17 protein-coding genes are annotated in these 18,621 nt (G+C 55.9%); 6 read left to right on the plus strand and 11 right to left on the minus strand.

Annotated elements, in window-relative coordinates:
* Positions 1–63 precede the first annotated feature (63 nt).
* The 4 genes from ACG0Z5_RS13155 to nirB all read right to left on the minus strand — a co-directional run bounded on the left by ACG0Z5_RS13155 (position 64) and on the right by nirB (position 4,766).
* Positions 64–234, minus strand: a complete 171-nt coding sequence (locus ACG0Z5_RS13155) for a YhfL family protein (RefSeq protein WP_319627007.1) — start codon at positions 232–234, stop codon at positions 64–66.
* A 233-nt stretch (positions 235–467) separates the two neighbouring features.
* Complete coding sequence (gene cysG, locus ACG0Z5_RS13160) at positions 468–1,841, minus strand: siroheme synthase CysG (protein WP_394447992.1); 1,374 nt, start codon at positions 1,839–1,841, stop codon at positions 468–470.
* Positions 1,842–1,902: 61 nt separating this feature from the next.
* Positions 1,903–2,226 (minus strand): nitrite reductase small subunit NirD, encoded by a 324-nt coding sequence (gene nirD / locus ACG0Z5_RS13165; RefSeq protein WP_319627005.1) that lies wholly within the window; start codon positions 2,224–2,226, stop codon positions 1,903–1,905.
* Positions 2,223–4,766 (minus strand): nitrite reductase large subunit NirB, encoded by a 2,544-nt coding sequence (gene nirB / locus ACG0Z5_RS13170; protein WP_394447994.1) that lies wholly within the window; start codon positions 4,764–4,766, stop codon positions 2,223–2,225. The genes nirD and nirB overlap by 4 nt, the downstream gene beginning before the upstream one ends.
* Positions 4,767–4,956: 190 nt before the next feature.
* On the opposite strand from nirB, the gene ACG0Z5_RS13175 reads away from it, so the two are divergent.
* On the plus strand, positions 4,957–6,273 hold the full coding sequence (locus ACG0Z5_RS13175; RefSeq protein ID WP_394448100.1) for a cytosine deaminase: 1,317 nt from the start codon (positions 4,957–4,959) through the stop codon (positions 6,271–6,273).
* A gap of 8 nt (positions 6,274–6,281) precedes the next feature.
* On the opposite strand, the gene tsgA is transcribed toward ACG0Z5_RS13175, so the two are convergent.
* Positions 6,282–7,466 (minus strand): MFS transporter TsgA, encoded by a 1,185-nt coding sequence (tsgA, locus tag ACG0Z5_RS13180; RefSeq protein ID WP_394447996.1) that lies wholly within the window; start codon positions 7,464–7,466, stop codon positions 6,282–6,284.
* Positions 7,467–7,746: 280 nt separating this feature from the next.
* Here tsgA and ppiA point away from each other — a divergent pair, with 280 nt between their 5' ends.
* From ppiA to ACG0Z5_RS13200, 4 genes are all read left to right on the plus strand, one after another.
* A complete protein-coding gene (gene ppiA, locus ACG0Z5_RS13185; protein ID WP_394447998.1) occupies positions 7,747–8,319 on the plus strand; it encodes a peptidylprolyl isomerase A in 573 nt (190 codons plus the stop codon).
* Between the two features lie 83 nt (positions 8,320–8,402).
* Positions 8,403–9,002 carry a putative adenosine monophosphate-protein transferase Fic gene (locus ACG0Z5_RS13190; protein ID WP_394447999.1) on the plus strand — a complete coding sequence of 200 codons (600 nt, stop codon included), beginning with the start codon at positions 8,403–8,405 and terminating at the stop codon, positions 9,000–9,002.
* 31 nt (positions 9,003–9,033) lie between these two features.
* Positions 9,034–9,597, plus strand: a complete 564-nt coding sequence (pabA, locus tag ACG0Z5_RS13195; protein WP_394448000.1) for an aminodeoxychorismate synthase component 2 — start codon at positions 9,034–9,036, stop codon at positions 9,595–9,597.
* 79 nt (positions 9,598–9,676) lie between these two features.
* Positions 9,677–10,897, plus strand: a complete 1,221-nt coding sequence (locus ACG0Z5_RS13200) for an aspartate aminotransferase family protein (protein WP_394448001.1) — start codon at positions 9,677–9,679, stop codon at positions 10,895–10,897.
* Here ACG0Z5_RS13200 and ACG0Z5_RS13205 read toward each other — a convergent pair.
* Both ACG0Z5_RS13205 and crp read right to left on the minus strand, forming a co-directional pair.
* On the minus strand, positions 10,894–12,966 hold the full coding sequence (locus tag ACG0Z5_RS13205; protein WP_394448002.1) for a YccS/YhfK family putative transporter: 2,073 nt from the start codon (positions 12,964–12,966) through the stop codon (positions 10,894–10,896). The two genes, ACG0Z5_RS13200 and ACG0Z5_RS13205, sit on opposite strands and share 4 nt — an antisense overlap.
* A 55-nt stretch (positions 12,967–13,021) precedes the next feature.
* On the minus strand, positions 13,022–13,654 hold the full coding sequence (gene crp, locus ACG0Z5_RS13210) for a cAMP-activated global transcriptional regulator CRP (RefSeq protein WP_000242758.1): 633 nt from the start codon (positions 13,652–13,654) through the stop codon (positions 13,022–13,024).
* A gap of 306 nt (positions 13,655–13,960) precedes the next feature.
* Here crp and ACG0Z5_RS13215 point away from each other — a divergent pair, with 306 nt between their 5' ends.
* Positions 13,961–14,365 (plus strand): OsmC family protein, encoded by a 405-nt coding sequence (locus tag ACG0Z5_RS13215; protein WP_394448004.1) that lies wholly within the window; start codon positions 13,961–13,963, stop codon positions 14,363–14,365.
* Between the two features lie 53 nt (positions 14,366–14,418).
* Here ACG0Z5_RS13215 and ACG0Z5_RS13220 read toward each other — a convergent pair whose 3' ends face one another.
* Genes ACG0Z5_RS13220 through ACG0Z5_RS13235 form a run of 4 tightly spaced genes read right to left on the minus strand, consistent with a single transcriptional unit; the run spans position 14,419 to position 18,469 of the window.
* A complete protein-coding gene (locus ACG0Z5_RS13220; protein WP_394448006.1) occupies positions 14,419–15,288 on the minus strand; it encodes a phosphoribulokinase in 870 nt (289 codons plus the stop codon).
* Between the two features lie 36 nt (positions 15,289–15,324).
* On the minus strand, positions 15,325–15,543 hold the full coding sequence (locus ACG0Z5_RS13225) for a YheU family protein (protein WP_394448008.1): 219 nt from the start codon (positions 15,541–15,543) through the stop codon (positions 15,325–15,327).
* Positions 15,540–16,562 (minus strand): hydrolase, encoded by a 1,023-nt coding sequence (locus ACG0Z5_RS13230; protein WP_394448010.1) that lies wholly within the window; start codon positions 16,560–16,562, stop codon positions 15,540–15,542. Before ACG0Z5_RS13230 ends, ACG0Z5_RS13225 begins: the two co-directional genes overlap by 4 nt.
* A 2-nt stretch (positions 16,563–16,564) precedes the next feature.
* Positions 16,565–18,469, minus strand: coding sequence for an ABC transporter ATP-binding protein (locus tag ACG0Z5_RS13235; protein WP_394448011.1), 1,905 nt, complete (start codon positions 18,467–18,469; stop codon positions 16,565–16,567).
* Between the last annotated feature and the right edge of the window lie 152 nt (positions 18,470–18,621).

Consider the following 18,621-nt stretch of genomic DNA (forward strand, 5'->3'; position numbering starts at 1 on the left):
GTCAGTAGAAATAATAAAAAACCGGGACACGTTTCCCGGTTTTTTATTTGTGCAGAAAATTAATTATTTTTCGTCTGCCGGGCCACAACCGCCGATAATACGGGAAATAGAAATGGCAGGATGCAGTAAGTAATCATAACCACAGCTTTTGCTTCTGTTTTCTACATGACCAGTACAGGCAGTCAGAGTGCTGAGCGCCGCCAGTAAAGCGATCATTTTGATAGTGTGTTTCATTCGATAATCCCTTAAATATTGAAAATAAATTCCGTCGTAACGATGGTTTAACGAGGCACGTTAATCATCAGCGGCGTGTGAATTTAAAGAATTATGAATGGCGCGACAACGACTATTGCTATTTATCCGTGTCCGGATGTGGATATAACATTGACGTGAATATATAGAGGGGAAATATCATTTTAAATAGAGTGATTCTGATGCCGACATATTGCCGGCATCAGGCTGGGTATTTAATGATGTGAAAACCAGTTTAATTTATTACGCAGTTCAACGACCCTGCCTACGATAATCAGCGCCGGGCTGGCAACCTGCTGCGCCAGAACGCTTAACTGTGCCAGTTCGCCACTGACCACCCGTTGGCTGACGGCGGTGCCGTTTTCCACCAGTGCGACAGGCATATCGAGCGGCATGCCGTGTTCGGCGAGCTTAGCTTGTATGGTCGCCGCCTGATTGAGCCCCATATAGAACACCAGCGTTTGCTTCTCCGCTGCCAGGTTATGCCAGTCGAGTTCGCTCCCGGTTTTGAGATGACCCGTAACCAGTCGTACGCTCTGCGCGTAATCGCGATGAGTCAGGGGAATGCCAGCGTAAGCTGAACAGCCCGACGCCGCGGTGATGCCGGGCACGACCGAGAACGGGATCCCGGCCTGGCACAGCGTTTCCAGTTCTTCCCCGCCGCGACCGAAAATAAACGGATCGCCACCTTTGAGGCGCACCACGCGTTTGCCTTTCTGCGCTTCCCGCAGCAGGATTTGGTTAATCTCTTCCTGCGGCACACAGTGATAGCCCGCGCGTTTGCCGACGAATACCCGGTCCGCATCGCGGCGCACCAGATTCATGATTTCATCCGATACCAGACGATCATAAACCACAATGTCCGCCTGCTGGATCTGCTGTAAGCCTTTTAGGGTCAGCAGCCCGGCATCGCCCGGCCCGGCACCCACCAGCACCACTTCACCGCGGTTATCCAGCGGTGCGTCGAGCAACTGTTCAGTGATATCGGCCACCGCTTTGACGTCCTGATTCGCCAGCGATTGTGCCAGGCGATCGTTTACAAACAGTTTTTCCCAGAAGCGGCGACGGTCGCCTATGTTGGCAAAGTGTTGTTTGACCCTGCTGCGTAACTGTCCGGCAAAGTGTGCCACCTGACCCAGATGCTGCGGCAGTATCGCTTCGAGCTTTTCCCGCAGCAGGCGCGCCAGAACCGGAGATGTTCCACCGGAAGAGACGGCCACCATCAACGGGGAACGGTCGATAATCGACGGCATGATGAAGCTGGCCTGTTTCGGGGCATCGACCACGTTACAGAAAATTCGGCGTTGCTCTGCTTCCGCGCTGACGCGGGCATTCACCGCATCGTCATCGGTGGCGGCGATTGCCAGCCAACAGCAGTCGAGCAGCGCGCTGTCAAACTCACCTTCCACCAGCGTGAGCCTTCCGTTATCGGCCCAGACGTGAAACTGCGGCACGAAGTCTTTCGCGTTAACGGTCAGGCGAGCGCCCGCCTCGAGCAGCAGACGGGCTTTGCGCTCCGCCACGTCGCCGCCGCCGACTAACAGGCAGTCACGGTCGTGCAGCTGACAGAAAATGGGTAAGTGATCCATGGTGTCTCGCAGATACAGGAGGAAAACAACTCCGGCGGCAGAACGCCGCCGGAAGGGGTTATCAGGCTTTCAATTGTACCTGACCGTCTTTCACGCGCACCTCAAAATGTGCAATGGAGTGACTTTCATCTTCCATGCACAGCCCGTCGCTGAGACGGAAACGCTGTTTTTTCAACGGACTGGCGACCCACAGCTCGCCGTTGTGCTCGGCGATCAGGCCGCGAGACAGCACGCTGGACTCGAAGAACGGGTCGATGTTGCTGATGGCGAAAAGCTGTTGGTCATGATGCGGGCGGAAAATGGCCACCTGTTCCTGACCCAGCAGTGCGCAAACGCCGGTTGCGGGCAGAATAGCGTCGATATTACAGATAGTTACCCAGCTCATACGTTTTCCTCCACCAGAGTGACCGGGATGCGCTCGTACGGCGTGGCCGGGCGATGCTGTTGACGTTCAGGCACAATCTGCACGTTCGGGTCGCGCTGCGCGCTGTTCACGAAGTGTTTGAAGCGACCCTGCGCCGCTGGATCGTTGACGGTCTCGGTCCATTCGCAGGCGAACAGGCCGCGCAGGCGCGCCAGCTCTTCTTCCAGATGATCGTTCAGACCGAGCTTATCGTCGATGATAACGGCTTTCAGGTAGTCGATACCGCCTTCCAGGTTATCGAGCCACGGCGCGGTACGGGTCAGTTTGTCTGCGGTGCGGATGTAGAACATCATGAACCGGTCGAGATATTTGATCAGCGTTTCTTTATCGAGATCGGCGGCCAGCAGGTCCGCGTGACGCGGCTTCATGCCGCCGTTACCACAGACGTACAGGTTCCAGCCTTTTTCGGTGGCGATGATGCCGACATCTTTGCCCTGCGCTTCCGCACATTCGCGGGTACAGCCGGACACGCCGAATTTCATTTTGTGCGGGGTACGGATGCCCTTGTAGCGATTTTCCAGCTCGACGCCGAAGCCCACGCTGTCGCCTACCCCGTAGCGGCACCAGGTGCTGCCGACGCAGGTTTTCGCCATTCGCAGCGCTTTGGCATAGGCATGACCGGTTTCAAACCCGGCTTCAATCAGCTGACGCCAGATTTCCGGCAGGTCATCTTTCTGCGCGCCGAACAGGCCGATACGCTGGGAACCGGTGATTTTGGTGTAAAGGTTAAACGCCTGGGCGATGCGACCGACCGCCATCAGGCCGTCCGGGGTGATTTCGCCCCCGGCAGAACGCGGGATAACCGAATAGGTACCGTCTTTCTGAATGTTGGCGAGGAAGTTGTCGTTGGTATCCTGCAACGGCGTGTGCTGTGGCTTGAGTACGTACTCATTCCAGCAGGAGGCCAGCAGGGAACCGACGGTTGGCTTACACACTTCACAGCCATAGCCTTTGCCGTACTTTTTCAGCAGGTCGTCGAAGGTTTTGATGCCTTCCACGCGAATCAGGTGATACAGCTCCTGGCGGGAGAAGGCGAAGTGTTCGCAAAGGTTGTGGTTGACCTCAATGCCCTGTTTCGCCAGTTCGGCATTCAGCACCTGCGTAACCAGTGGAATGCAGCCGCCGCAGCCGGTCCCGGCTTTGGTTTCGGCTTTCAGCGCCGCCACGGTGTGGCAACCGTTGTTGATGGCGCTGACGAGATCACCTTTGGTGACGTCGAAGCAGGAACAAATCTGCGCGCTGTCCGGCAGTTTATCGACGCCGATCGCCGGTTTGCCGCCCGCTGCATGAGCAGGCAGGATCAGGGCATCCGGATTTTCTGGCAGCTCAATGGCGTTTAATACCAGCTGCAGCAGGTTGCCGAAGTCGCTGGTATCGCCGACCAGCACCGCACCGAGCAGGGTTTTGTTATCCGGGCTGACGATCAGACGTTTGTAGACTTCTTTGCTTTCGTCGAGGTACACGTAGCTGCGTGCGCCTGGGGTGCGACCGTGCGCATCGCCAATCCCGCCGACGTCGACGCCGAGCAGTTTCAGCTTAGCGCTGAGATCTGCGCCTTCAAACACGTTGTCTTTGCCGAGAATATGATCGACCGCCACCTGCGCCATTTTGTAGCCCGGCGCGACCAGGCCATACACGCGGTTGTTCCAGCTGGCGCATTCGCCGATGGCGTAGATATCCGGGTCGGAGGTCTGGCAGGTGTCATTCACCATGATACCGCCGCGCTGGCCGGTTGCCAGGCCGCACTGGGTTGCCAGTTTGTCGCGAGGACGAATGCCGGTAGAGAAGACGATAAAGTCGATTTCGAGCTCGCTGCCATCGGCAAAGCGCATGGTTTTACGCGCTTCGGTGCCTTCCTGGACGATCTCTTTGGTGTTCTTGCTGGTGTGAACTTTCACGCCGAGGCTTTCGATTTTGCGCTTCAGCTGGTCGCCGCCCATTGGATCGAGCTGTTCTGCCATCAGCATTGGGGCAAATTCGATAACGTGGGTTTCGACGCCGAGGTTCTTCAGGGCGCCAGCCGCTTCGAGACCGAGCAGACCACCGCCCACCACCGCGCCACGTTTGCTGCGACGGGCGCAGGCTTCAATGGCGTTTAAATCTTCGATGGTGCGGTAAACAAAGCAATCCTGGGTATCAGAGCCTTTGATCGGCGGGATCCACGGATAGGAACCGGTCGCCATGATCAGTTTGTCGTAAAACACCGACCGACCCGCACTTGAGTGAATCACCTTTTCCTGACGGTTAATGGTGATAGCGCGTTCGCCAATCAGTACCTTAACGCCATGCTTCTCATAGAACCCTTCGCGCACCAGCGAAAGTTCTTCCGCCGTGTGGTGAGAGAAGTAAGATGAGAGATGGACGCGGTCGTAGGCGATACGGGGTTCTTCACAGAAGACGGTAATCTCAAACTGATCCGCCGGGGCTTTATCGAGAAGATCCTCAATAAAGCGATGGCCGACCATGCCGTTACCGATAATAGCGAGTCTGACTTTGCTCATTTTTGCCTCGATTTCTTTTCTATTACCGCCTACCTTAACGATTCAGCCCCGTTACTTATTGATGTGAATCAAATACGCCTTTACCTACTCCTTAATGGGTAGATAATTGATTTGTCAGGATTTTTATAAGTTACGGAAATGCCAGAAGTTTCTCTGTCGCTGAAAAAATGCACAAAATGTGGGGGTAATGATGAGCACGACACCGTTATGGATTATCGAGAATGTGCGTTTGCCGGGGCGCGAGGGACTATGGCAACTGGGGATTGAAAACGGGCGTTTCCAGTCCATCACACCGATGGCGCAAACCCGACATGAAAGTTTAGAAGTGCTCAATGCGCGCGGCGGGCTGGCGATCCCTCCGTTTATCGAACCGCATATTCATCTGGATACCACCCAAACCGCCGGGGAGCCTAACTGGAATCAGTCTGGCACACTGTTTGAAGGTATTGAGCGCTGGGCCGAGCGCAAGGCAATGCTTACCCATGAAGACGTAAAAGCCCGGGCGTGGAAAACGCTAAAATGGCAAATTGCCAACGGCATTCAGTTCGTGCGTACCCACGTGGACGTATCCGACCCGACCCTGACCGCGTTGAAAGCCATGCTGGAAGTGAAGCAGGAAGTGGCCCCGTGGGTTGAGTTGCAGATTGTCGCCTTTCCACAGGAGGGGATCCTCTCATACCCTGACGGCGCGGCATTACTGGAGCAAGCGCTGCAGCTCGGTGCGGATGTGGTTGGTGCTATCCCGCATTTCGAATTTACCCGCGAGTATGGCGTGGAGTCGCTGCACATCGCCTTTGCGCTGGCGAAGAAATATGACCGGCCGCTGGATATTCACTGCGATGAAATCGACGATGAACAGTCGCGGTTTGTTGAGACCGTCGCGGCGCTGGCGCTCAAAGAGGGTATTGGCCCGCGCGTGACCGCCAGCCATACCACCGCCATGCACTCCTATAACGGGGCGTATACCTCGCGACTGTTCCGCTTGCTCAAACTGTCGGGGATTAACTTTGTCGCCAACCCGCTGGTGAATATTCATCTGCAAGGGCGGTTCGATGATTACCCGAAACGCCGGGGTATCACCCGGGTGAAAGAGTTGTTGGGCGCCGGGATTAACGTCTGCTTTGGCCATGATGATGTGTTTGACCCGTGGTATCCGTTGGGCACCGGCAATATGCTGCAGGTGCTACATATGGGGCTGCACGTGTGTCAGATGATGGGTTATCAGCAAATTAATGACGGCCTGAACCTGATTACCCATCACAGCGCCAGAACCTTTGGCCTGACGGATTATGGGATTGCGGTCGGTAACACGGCGAACCTGATTATCCTGCCTGCTGAAAATGGTTTTGAAGCGGTGCGCTGTCAGGTGCCGGTTCGCTGGTCGATTCGTCAGGGGCGGGTGATTGCGAGCACGCAGCTGGCGCAAACCTGGGTGCAAATGGATAACGGCGGGGAAGAGGTGTTCTTTACGCGGAACAGCCCCTTTACCGGCGGTAAAGGGGCGTAGGGCAAAACTTAGTGGTTCGCTGCCGCCGCATTATGCTGGCGGTGACGGCTCACAAAGCCCAGCACCAGACACATCACGAACACCACCGCGTACAGAACGTTGGCGGTATGCAGCGCCGCCAGCGGGCCGCTGTGAGCCACAATCGGGCCGGTGACCACGAAGGTCAGCATGGTGCCGATGGTGCCGCAGGTCAGGACGAAGTTCACCAGCTTCGGCGAGGCGACTTTCGTCTGCAAGGAGCCGAGGGTGATGATCGAGGTGTAGATAGCGCTGGAGAAAAAGCCCAGGGTCAGAATGAACCACGGCATGTGCTCCGGCGAACCGTTGATGAACAGATACATCAGCACCGTTGCCAGGCCTGCCAGCACGGTCAGAATGCGCTGTAAATCGAAGAAGCGCAGGATGAAGCTGAACGCCCACATGCCGAACATGTACGACATCCAGAAGTCACTCACCAACTGCCCGGCATCACCAAGACTCATGCCCAGACCTTTGGCATATTCCGGCACCCAGGAGATAAAGCCCAGCTGGCCGAGGATGTAGCACAGCGCCGCCACCGACAGGAACAGCACGCCGATACCCCATTTCTCTTTTGCCACCGGCTGCGCGATGGTCTCGGCTTTCTTACCCAGAACCGGGAAGTCACAGCCGAAGGTCAGCCCGAAAATCGCGACATACACCAGCCCGATGCAGGCATACACCCAGTACCATTCGATGCTACGCGCCAGCAGCCAGGCGGCAACCATCGGGAAAATCATCCCGGCCATGCTGAAGAAGGAGTCGGTAAACAGCAGGCGTGCGCCGCGCTGACGGCCTTCATACATGTGAGTAATCAGGAACGTACCGATCGACATGGTTATCCCGCTGACCAGCCCGAGCACGAACATCGAGGCGGAGAACAGGGCAAGGCTGTGGCTGGTCATCAGACCGGCGACGGCAAGTACCATCAAAATAAAGCCGAAACGCAGTTGGGTTTTCAGCGGCACGATTTCCATCAGCCAGGCGTTGAGGAAGATAGAAATCAAAATCCCGGCGTTCAGGAAGGTAAAGGTATTGCTCATGCTGGAGACCGGCAGATGGAAATAATCGGCGATATTTCCCATCACCATGCCGGTGACAATAACCAATGCCCCGGTCAGGGCGTAGGAGAAAAAGCTGATCCATGTGAGCTTGGTGCGGTTGCTGTTAGTCATGACTGGCCTGTGTACAGAACGGTAAAACGCATTGACAATGCGCGGGGTGGGCAGATTTTATGCATTACAGTGACGGAGGCAAAGGTTTATTCTGAAAACGATGAAATAATTCCTAATCTATCGTGATATTAATCACGATTTCTTGCCATCGTCCTGCCTGCTGACGAAGTAATAAATGTCACAAATACGTAAACTTTAGTAAAAGGCTGGTCTGCGCGTCGAGAGCCTTTTAGAATCAAGCGATTCGCAGGCTCTCTCGTTCCCGTTTTAAGGAATTCACATGCTCAAATCTACTCTGGCTGCCGTGGCGGCTGTACTTGCAATGTCGGCTATCTCTCCCGTTGCTCTGGCTGCTCAAGCCTCCCCGCACGTCCTGCTGACGACCTCCGCCGGTAATATCGAGCTGGAGCTGAACAGCCAGAAAGCGCCGGTTTCCGTCGAGAACTTCGTGAGCTATGTGAACAGTGGTTTTTATAACAACACCACCTTCCACCGCGTTATCCCAGGCTTCATGATTCAGGGTGGCGGTTTCACCGAGCAGATGCAGCAGAAGCAGCCGAACCCGCCGATTAAAAACGAGGCTGACAATGGCCTGCGTAATACTCGCGGCACCATTTCTATGGCGCGTACTGCGGATAAAGACAGCGCCACCAGCCAGTTCTTTATCAACGTAGCGGATAACGCCTTCCTCGACCATGGTCAGCGTGATTTTGGCTACGCGGTATTTGGTAAAGTGGTGAAAGGGATGGACGTGGCGGACAAGATTTCTCAGGTCGCCTCCCATGACGTCGGCCCTTACCAGAATGTGCCGACCAAACCGGTGGTTATCCTGTCTGCGAAAGTCCTGCCGTAAACCTTCCCGGTCCGGGCCTTCCTGCGTAATCCGAAATTGCTGCTTATACTTGTGGCAAAAGCGGAACCGTCAGGGAGGTCCAGATGAAAAAGCTCACCGAAAAGCAAAAAATCCGTCTGTGGGAACAGCGGCGTAGCCGTTCGTTTGAGGCCAGCTGTCGGCTGGATGTGCCTGAACCTCACGCCCAGGATGCGCTTTTTGCCCAACGCGTCGATACCCTTGAGCTTGGCCCACTGCATCGCGGTTTACCGTGGCTGTGTGCTATTCACCAGCAAATTTTCCAGGATGCCTACGACTGGGCCGGAGAACTGCGTGAGGTGGATATCTCCCGGGGCGATATCCAATTCTGCCATTTCGAGTACATCGAAAACGAAGGCAACGACCTGATGCAGGCGCTGGAAGACGAGCATTACCTCGTCGGCCTGCCCAAAGCGGAGTTCATCCAACGGCTGGCGCACTATTACTGCGAAATTAACGTTCTGCATCCGTTCTTTGTCGGCAGCGGTCGGGCGCAACGGGTGTTCTTCGAACAGCTGGCCATTCACGCGGGCTATGTGCTGGACTGGCGCGTCATTGACCCACAGGCGTGGAGTCAGGCGAACGAGAGCGGGGCGCTGGGCGATTTAGCGCCGCTGATTACCCTGTTCACTAAAGTGGTAAGCGAAGCGCAGGAAACTGAGTAGAATAGCGCGGTTTGCTGTCACCGGAGCCGCCATGATCCTGCTTATTGATAACTACGATTCGTTTACCTGGAACCTGTACCAGTATTTTTGTGAACTCGGTGCCGAGGTGCAGGTCAGACGCAACGATGACATCACGCTGGATGAGATAGCCCGGCTTTCCCCGGCTAAAATCGTAATTTCTCCCGGCCCCTGCACCCCGGATGAATCGGGCGTATCGCTCGAGGTGATTCGTCACTACGCCGGTAAAACGCCGATTCTGGGCGTGTGCCTGGGCCATCAGGCGATTGCCCAGGTATTTGGTGCCACCATTGTCCGTGCGGCAAAGGTGATGCACGGTAAAACCTCACCAATAACGCATAACGGCCAGGGCGTGTTCGCCGGACTGAATAATCCGCTGACCGTCACCCGCTACCATTCTCTGCTGATTGACCCGCCCACGCTGCCTGCAAATTTTGAAATAACCGCCCAGAGTGAAAGTGGCGAGATCATGGGCATTCGCCACCGCCAGTGGGACCTCGAAGGGGTGCAGTTCCACCCGGAGAGTATCCTTAGCGAGCAGGGTCATCAGCTGCTGGATAACTTCCTGAAACGATAATTCACCTTGCCATGATGTGATTTATTATGCATATTTCGTGATTATTATTTCATAATCATTGCTGCATAAGAGGAATGTCATGGCGACTGAACAGGCTGCAATTACCCGTGCCACGTTTGATGAAGTGATCCTGCCCATCTATGCCCCGGCGGAGTTTATCCCGGTGAAGGGAAAGGGCAGCCGGGTGTGGGATCAGCAGGGCAACGAGTACGTTGATTTCGCGGGGGGAATTGCAGTCACGGCGCTGGGGCATTGCCATCCGGCGCTGGTAGAGGCGCTGAAAAGCCAGGGCGAAACGCTATGGCATACCAGCAATGTGTTCACCAATGAACCGGCACTGCGCCTGGGTCGTAAGCTGGTGGCCGCCACGTTTGCCGAGCGCGTGGTGTTTATGAATTCCGGTACGGAAGCCAACGAAACGGCATTTAAACTGGCGCGCTACTATGCCTCGACGCGCCACAGCCCGTACAAAACCAAAATCATCGCGTTCCACAACGCCTTCCACGGCCGTTCGCTGTTTACCGTTTCGGTCGGTGGACAGCCGAAGTACTCCGACGGCTTCGGGCCGAAACCGGCCGATATCATCCACGTTCCCTTTAACGACCTGCATGCGGTGCAAGCGGTGATGGACGATCACACCTGCGCAGTGGTGGTTGAGCCGATTCAGGGTGAGGGCGGAGTGATGGCGGCCACGCCTGAATTCCTCAAAGGGCTGCGCGAGTTGTGCGACCAGCATCAGGCGTTGTTAGTATTTGATGAGGTGCAGAGCGGCATGGGGCGTACCGGGTCGCTGTTTGCGTATCAGCATTACGGCGTGACGCCGGATATTCTCACCAGTGCCAAAGCGTTAGGCGGCGGTTTCCCGGTGAGCGCCGTGCTGACCACCGAAGAGATTGCCAGCGCGTTTCACGTCGGTTCGCACGGGTCGACCTATGGCGGTAATCCGCTGGCCTGCGCGGTGGCTGGGGCGGCGTTTGACATTATTAACACGCCAGAAGTGCTGGACGGCGTAAATGCAAAGCGCGAGTGTTTTGTGAAGCATCTGCAACAGATCGACGCCGAGCTGGATGTTTTCAGCGATGTACGCGGCATGGGCTTGCTGATTGGCGCTGAGCTGAAGCCGCAGTACAAAGGTCGCGCACGCGATTTCCTGCACGCTGCCGCGCATGAAGGTGTGATGGTGCTTAACGCCGGGCCGGACGTGATGCGCTTTGCGCCGTCGCTGGTGGTGGAAGAGACGGACATTGACGAAGGGATGGCGCGTTTTGCCGCTGCGGTGAAGAAGGTAGTGAAAAGCTAAGCGCGCTTCTTCAACCAAATCCCATGATGCGGGCGCTGACGCCATGCCACTGAAGAGATGGTGTGCATGGTGTTCAGATGCCCCAGAATACGCTGTAGATGCTGTTCCATAGTGCTGAGCGGCCCATGCGCCAGCGTCTCCGCCGACTCCATGATATTCGCATCCCCGCTGCCTCCCGCCTCGTCATACTCTAGCCGCTGCTGGCAGCGCTGCAAGGCAATTTCGCAGGACTGCAAATAACGCTGGGCCAAATCTTCGGTCAGCATGTTGTGCTCGCGCGCCAGCGTGGTCATGGCATTGATATGCTCGACGATAAACTGGCTGTGCGTTACCCACAGCTTCATATCCGCCAGATAATGCGAGTTAAAGCCCGGTTCCTGCATCGCCTGATTCAGCGAGTTGAACAGCGCGTTGTGCGCCTGATTCACGCGCATCCGCTGATATGCCAGGGTGGGTGCCTGCGGGTCGTTACTGAGGATCAGCCGCAGGGCATCCTGGTCGGCCTCCAGCGCCTGCTGGGCATTTTTACGCAGTAGCCCGCTTTGCCACTGCGGCCACAGCCAGACCATTCCGCCGAAGGCTATCAGACAGCCAATCACCGTGTCGACAAAACGAGCCAGAATGAAATGTTCGCCGTTGAGCGTCAGCAGCTGAATGGTGTATACCGCGGTGACCGTAAAGCCCACGGTGGCCCAGCCGTAGCTCTTGCGAATGATCAGATAGCTCGCCAGGGTAATCAATAACATCGACGCCAGGGTGTAGCCTTCCGGTACGTGGAAGTGCAGGGTGCCTGCGGCAATCACCAGCCCGGCCAGCGTGCCCGCGGCCCGGTGGAAAATTCGCACGCGCGTTGCGCCGTAGCCGTTTTGCGTCACCAGCAGGACGGTCATCAGGATCCAGTACGGCTTCGGCAGATTCAGCGCCGCCCCCATCAGGCTGGCGATGCTCAGCATCACGCTGATTCGCGCCGCGTTTCGCAGCGCCGGAGATTTAAACGACAGGTAGCTTTTCAGCGCGGCGAAAACCGGCAGACGGCGTTCGTTATCGGCCATCAGATTGCGCGGGTACAGCGGGCGCTGCATCCGCAAGACGCGGGCGATACGGCTGAAATGCCAGGCGCAGAACTGGCCGACGGGATTATCCGGGTGCTGATGGGCGATTTTTTCCAGAGCGCCAATCTGTTTATCCATGTTAAAGCGCTGCGGAAAACGGTGATAAAGAATGTCATCGGCCATCACCCGCAGCCGGGCGGCGATGGTTTGTGCATTCCAGCGGATCACCGCTTCAGCGTGGCTGCGTTCCACCAGTTTTTGCACTTCCGCTGGCTGATGCAGGCTGACTGAAATATGTTCTTGCAGGTCGAGGCCCATCTGGAAGGCGCGCAGCAGGCGCTTGTATTCGTGATTCTGGTTGGCTGCGAGCATATGCATTTGCTGGTAACACTGGGTAATCAGGTCGACTGCCTTCTGCTGACGGTTGAGTAGCGGTGGCAGCGCTTTTTCAGGATCGGTGTGCTGAGTCAGGAGGCTGTATTTGGCTTCACAATAATCCGCTAGCTGGCGATAGAGCAGGCTCAGGGATTCGCGCAGCGGCTGTTCGCGCCACATCCAGAACCAGAACCAGTTAAACAGGCCGTACCACAGAGTGCCGAGAGCGTAAATCAGCAGCGGCTGCCACACCGGCATATTGCCTGCGAGGCTGAGGGTGAAGATCGAGGCAATCAGCGAGGCGGGCAGCAGGCGCGCGTGCAGAGAACTGATTTCGGCGGTAACGCCGAGTAGCATCGCCAGCCCGCTCAGAATAATGGGCAGCGGCACGTCACGCGCCAGCAGCAGCTGTACCGCGAGGCTACAGCCCGCAAACAGCGAGCCGCCAATAATCAGGCGCTTGAAGAAACGTTTGTGGGGCGTGTCCAGCCCGGCAATGTTGCAGCAGGCGGGAACCAATGAAAACAGCAGACCGTACTTGAGATAACCCAGAGCCAGACCGATAGCCACGGGTAAACAGAGCACCAGCGTTTGTCGCAGTGCGTAGTTAATTTCCGGGTGATAAATCAGCCTGCGCCACATGAGGGGAGAGACAAAAACGGCGTACTGCCCCAGGGCAATACGCCGTTAATCTGGCTTAGCGGGTACCGTAAACCACGATAGTTTTACCGTGGGCGGAGATCAGATTCTGATCTTCCAGCATTTTCAGAATACGGCCCACGGTTTCACGTGAGCAGCCAACGATCTGACCGATTTCCTGACGGGTGATTTTAATTTGCATACCGTCCGGGTGGGTCATAGCATCAGGCTGTTTTGCCAGGTTCAGCAGCGTCTGCGCGATACGACCGGTTACGTCGAGGAACGCCAGGTTGCCCACTTTTTCAGAGGTGACCTGCAGGCGACGCGCCATCTGGGAGGAGAGGCGCATCAGAATATCCGGGTTCACCTGGATAAGCTGACGGAATTTTTTGTAGGAGATTTCGGCCACTTCACAAGCGGTTTTCGCCCGAACCCAGGCACTACGCTCCTGACCTTCTTCGAACAGGCCAAGCTCACCGATAAAGTCGCCCTGGTTAAGGTAAGAGAGGATCATCTCTTTACCTTCTTCATCCTTGATGAGTACTGCAACGGAGCCTTTCACGATGTAGTACAGCGTTTCTGCTTTTTCACCCTGGTGAATCAGCGTGCTCTTCGATGGGTACTTATGAATGTGGCAATGAGACAAGAACCATTCAAGGGTAGGGTCTGTTTGCGGTTTGCCAAGCACCATGCGCGGTTATCCTCTGTTATAAGCTGTCTCCAGTGGCAGATAAGACACTGCCGCTGGCTTTGCAATCGTATCCTTCCCTGTGCCTGGGAAGTCGGCTGTCGGATTTTACTGCAGCCTGTAGTGTGATGTCCTCTGCATACATGCAGTACTTCAATGTATTACTGTAGCATCCCGACTGTTTTAGCATAGCTTTTGCCGCGTGTCTCCTGGTGTCTCGCTTCAGCATGACGCACGTCGCCTTCCGTTGCGAGAATTGTTATGTGCGCGTAATCTGTCAGGAAAATTGCAACTCTGGAGTTAACAATTATGCAAGCGCGTGTGAAATGGGTTGAGGGTTTAACCTTCCTGGGCGAGTCTGCTTCTGGCCACCAAATCCTGATGGACGGTAACTCTGGTGACAAAGCGCCAAGCCCGATGGAAATGGTGCTGATGGCCGCGGGAGGATGCAGCGCGATTGACGTGGTATCGATTCTGCAAAAGGGGCGTCATGACGTGACCGATTGCGAGGTGAAGTTGACCTCTGAGCGTCGTGAAGAAGCTCCGCGTTTGTTTACCCACATTAATTTGCACTTCATCGTGACCGGGAAAGAGCTGAAAGAAGCCGCGGTGTCGCGTGCGGTGGATTTGTCCGCTGAGAAATACTGCTCGGTGGCGCTGATGCTGGAGAAAGCGGCGAAAATTACCCATTCGTTTGAAGTGGTCGAAGGGTAAGCCGCCTGCCCGGTGGCGCTGCGCTGACCGGGCCTACTGTTTTTCGGATGACATCAACCTATCTTTTTGCCTTCCATCAACCGCTCGACCAGCGGCGACATAATCAGCTCCATAGCCAGCCCCATCTTCCCGCCCGGCACCACTAATGTATTCATGTGAGAAATGAATGAACCCTGTAGCATCGCCAGCAGCCAGGGGAAATCAATATCGCCCAGATTCTGGAAATGGATGACCACAAAGCTTTCATCGAGCGAGGGGATCCCTTTCGCCGCGAACGGGTTGGAGGTGTCCACGGTGGGTACGCGCTGGAAGTTAATGTGGGTACGTGAGAACTGCGGGGTGATGAAGTTGATATAGTCTTCCATCGAACGCACCACTGAATCCATGACTGCTTCCCGGGAATGTCCGCGTTCGCTGGTGTCACGCGTCAGCTTTTGGATCCATTCGAGGTTCACAATCGGCACCACGCCGACCAGCAAATCGACGTGTTTTGCCACGTCGTGCTGCGGGGTTACAACCCCGCCGTGCAGGCCTTCATAAAACAGCACATCGGAGGGTTCAGGCAGCGGTTGCCACGGCGTAAACGTCCCAGGCACCTGATTCCACGGCACCGCCTCGTCGTAGGTATGCAGGTATTTACGCGACTGCCCGCTGCCGTCCAGGCCATAGGTCAAAAACGTCTGTTCGAGTAGGCCGAAATCGTTGGCGTCCGGGCCAAAATAACTGATGTGTCGACCCATATCGCGCGCTTTGCGGATGGCCATGTCCATTTCTGGGCGGGTGTAACGGTGGAAACTGTCGCCTTCCACTTCCGCAGCGGTCAGATTGAGTTGGGCAAAGATTTTACGGAAGGCGAGGCTGGTGGTGGTGGTTCCCGCGCCGCTGGAGCCGGTCACGGCGATCACCGGATGTTTGGCAGACATAACTACTCCCTGAAGCAGTAATATTTTTGAGTATAGTCAGCCGTGGAATTGGGTACGGGGCATTAGGTTCACCGTCTCGTGCAGTTCGGACCACACCAGGACGACGTCCCCGCTTTTCAATTGTTGTTTTACGTCGGCGACCTTGTCTTCTAGCGAACGTTCATGTTCACCATAATCGGTACCTTCGCGCAACACAAAGCTTTCAATCAGATTTTCGAGCGTTTCGGGAGCCAGGTTTTCCCAGGGAATAATCATTGTATTGCTCCTAACCATTGTGTCAGCCAGGCCGGGATGCGTTTTTCGAGCCACATTTCCGGATGGCGCAGCGTACCGCCGACAAAACCGACGTGGCCGCCATGCTCGGTCAGCTGATACTGAATGTTTGCCGGAAGCTCTTCCTGAGCGGGAATCGAGTGATGATCCATAAAGGGGTCATCTTTAGCATGAATGATCAGCGTCGGTTTGGTTATCTGACTCAGCACCGACATCGCGCTACACTGGCGGTAGTAATCTATCGCATCGGCAAATCCGTGGATTTTCGAGGTGATCAAATCGTCGAACTCACGAATGCGGCGCACGCTTTTCAGGCGCTTCAAATCAACGGGTAAGGTCCCCGGATAGGCTTTCAGCTTGCGCGAGGCGTTGGCTTTCAGCAGGTTCAGGAGATAGCGCTGATAAACGCGCGAGAAGCCTTTATCCATATGGTAGCTGCAGGCTTCGAGCATGAACGGTGCAGAGACGATAACCGCCGCGTCGAGCGGGGTGCTGTCGCCCTCTTTGGCTAGCAGGCAGCCGAGCATATTACCCCCGAGCGAATAGCCCACCGCGGCGGTCGGTACGTTGCCAAATTCCCGGCGCAGCCAGGAAAGGAACCAGGTGCCGTCTTCGGTTTCACCCGAATGGTAGATACGCTGATTGCGGTTCGGTTCCCCACTGCAACCGCGAAAATGCATCACGACTCCGAGCCAACCGCGCTGCTGTGCCGCGTGGATAAGACCGTGGGCGTATGGGCTGTACAGGCTGCCTTCCAGACCGTGGAACACCACCAGACGGGGCTTATGCCGTGCCTGGTTGGGATCTTCACTCCACGCCAGATCGACAAAGTCCCCGTCCGGAAGCTCAAGACGCTGCCAGTGCGGCGTGAATAGCACTTTGCGACGGATAAGACGTGGCAGCATGGTTTGCAGATGGCAGTTGCGCACGCCCTTCATCGGCACAAAGGTGTCGTTCTCTCCTGGTGGTACTTCAAAGTCTACTGGGGTTACCTGAGCCATACTCACTCTTCCTGCAGCATCTGTTCCAGTTGCTCGTGCGCATCCAGCCACGCCATTTCACACTCTTCCAGCCCGGATTTGGCGGTGGCCTGCTGTTGCAAACATTCGGTCAGTTCGGCTTTACGCGCCTGCTCGTACAGGCCGCTGTCGCCAAGCTTTTCTTCTGCGGCGGCCAGTTTGGCATTGAGTTTTTCCATCTCTTTTTCCAGACGGGTAATCTCTTTGCGCAGCGGCTGCGTCAGGGTACGAAGTTCTGCTTCGCGACGTTTCTGATCTTTACGTGCCTGGGCGCTGTTGGCGTTGTCTTTAGGCGCCTCGTCAGCCTGGTTTTCCTGCTTCTGCACATCGCTCAGCCACTGCTGATAATCTTCCAGGTCGCCATCGAACGGCTCGACTTTCGCATCATGAACCAGATACAGATCGTCGGTGGTGGAACGCAGCAGGTGACGGTCGTGCGAAACCACAACCAGCGCGCCTTCAAACTCGATCAACGCTTCAGTTAAGGCCTGACGCATGTCGAGGTCAAGGTGGTTAGTCGGTTCATCGAGCAGCAGCAGATTCGGACGTTGCCAGACGATCAGCGCCAGCACCAGCCGGGCTTTTTCCCCGCCGGAGAAGCGACGCGTTTCTTCACTGACCTTATCGCCATGGAAGCCGAAGCCACCGAGGTAATCACGCAGCTGCTGTTCAAGCACCTGTGGGGCCAGACGAGACAGATGCTGTAGAGGGGATTCATCGGCGCGTAAAAATTCCAGCTGATGCTGGGCGAAATAGCCAAGCTTGATGCCTTTCGCCAGACCAATCTCGCCGCTCTGTGCCGCTAGTTCACCGGCCAGCAGTTTGATCAGCGTCGATTTACCCGCGCCGTTACGGCCCAGCAGGCCGATGCGTGACCCGGGCACCAGGTTGAGTTTGATTGAATCCAGAATGGTGCGATCGCCATAACCGGCGCTCACTTTTTCCATTTTAAGCAATGGATTCGGCAAGCTTTCCGGTTCGCGGAAGCTGAACTGGAACGGGTTGTCGACGTGCGCCGGGGCAATCAGTTCCATGCGTTCCAGCATTTTCACGCGGCTTTGTGCCTGTTTGGCTTTCGACGCTTTGGCTTTAAAGCGGTCGATAAAGCTCTGCAGGTGCGCCACTCTTTGCTGTTGGCTTTCATACATCGACTGCTGCTGCGACAGGCGCGTCGCGCGCTGAATTTCAAACGACGAGTAGTTGCCGGTGTACTCAAACATCGACTGCTGTTCGATATGAATGATTTTCCCTACTACCGGATCGAGGAAGTCACGGTCATGGGAAATCAGGATCAGCGTCCCCGGATAGCTTTTCAGCCATTTCTCCAGCCAGATAACGGCATCGAGGTCGAGGTGGTTGGTCGGTTCATCGAGCAGCAGCAGGTCGGAGCGGCAAATCAGCGCCTGCGCCAGGTTGAGGCGCATTCGCCAGCCGCCGGAAAAACTGCTGGTCGGGCGTTCAAGCTGTTCGTTGCTGAAGCCCAGGCCGTGCAGCAGGCTGGAGGCGCGAGCGCGAATGGTCCATGCGTCGATGGCGTCCAGCTTGCCGTGTACGGTGGCGATGGCATGACCGTCGTTGCGCTCATTTGCCGCATTGAGTTCGGCTTCGAGCTGACGGTATTCGCGGTCGCCATCAATAACATAGTCGAGAGCGGGCTGCGGCAACGCCGGGGTTTCCTGATTCACCCACGCCAGCTGCCAGTTTCCCGGATAGGTGAAACTCCCGCCGTCGGCGCTAATCTCGTTCTTAAGCAACGACAGCAGCGTGGATTTGCCGCAGCCGTTTTTTCCCACCAGACCGACTTTTTGTCCAGGGTTAATAGTGGCTGTGGCGTTATCCAGTAGGACACGCACGCCGCGACGAATTTGTAACGAGGAGAAAACAATCATAAGGCGCCGTATGTTCAGACTATGTTAAATTGTCATTATGATAATGTAGTGTGGTGAACCCAACGCTACACCGGGCGGCAATGGTAGCCCAAAACAACAACGATAGACAAAAGCATTCAGGCGCATCCAGAAACTCAGGGGTGCGAATTAGC

This window comes from Scandinavium sp. M-37 (genome assembly GCF_043558715.1).
Taxonomy (GTDB): domain Bacteria; phylum Pseudomonadota; class Gammaproteobacteria; order Enterobacterales; family Enterobacteriaceae; genus Scandinavium; species Scandinavium vulneris_A.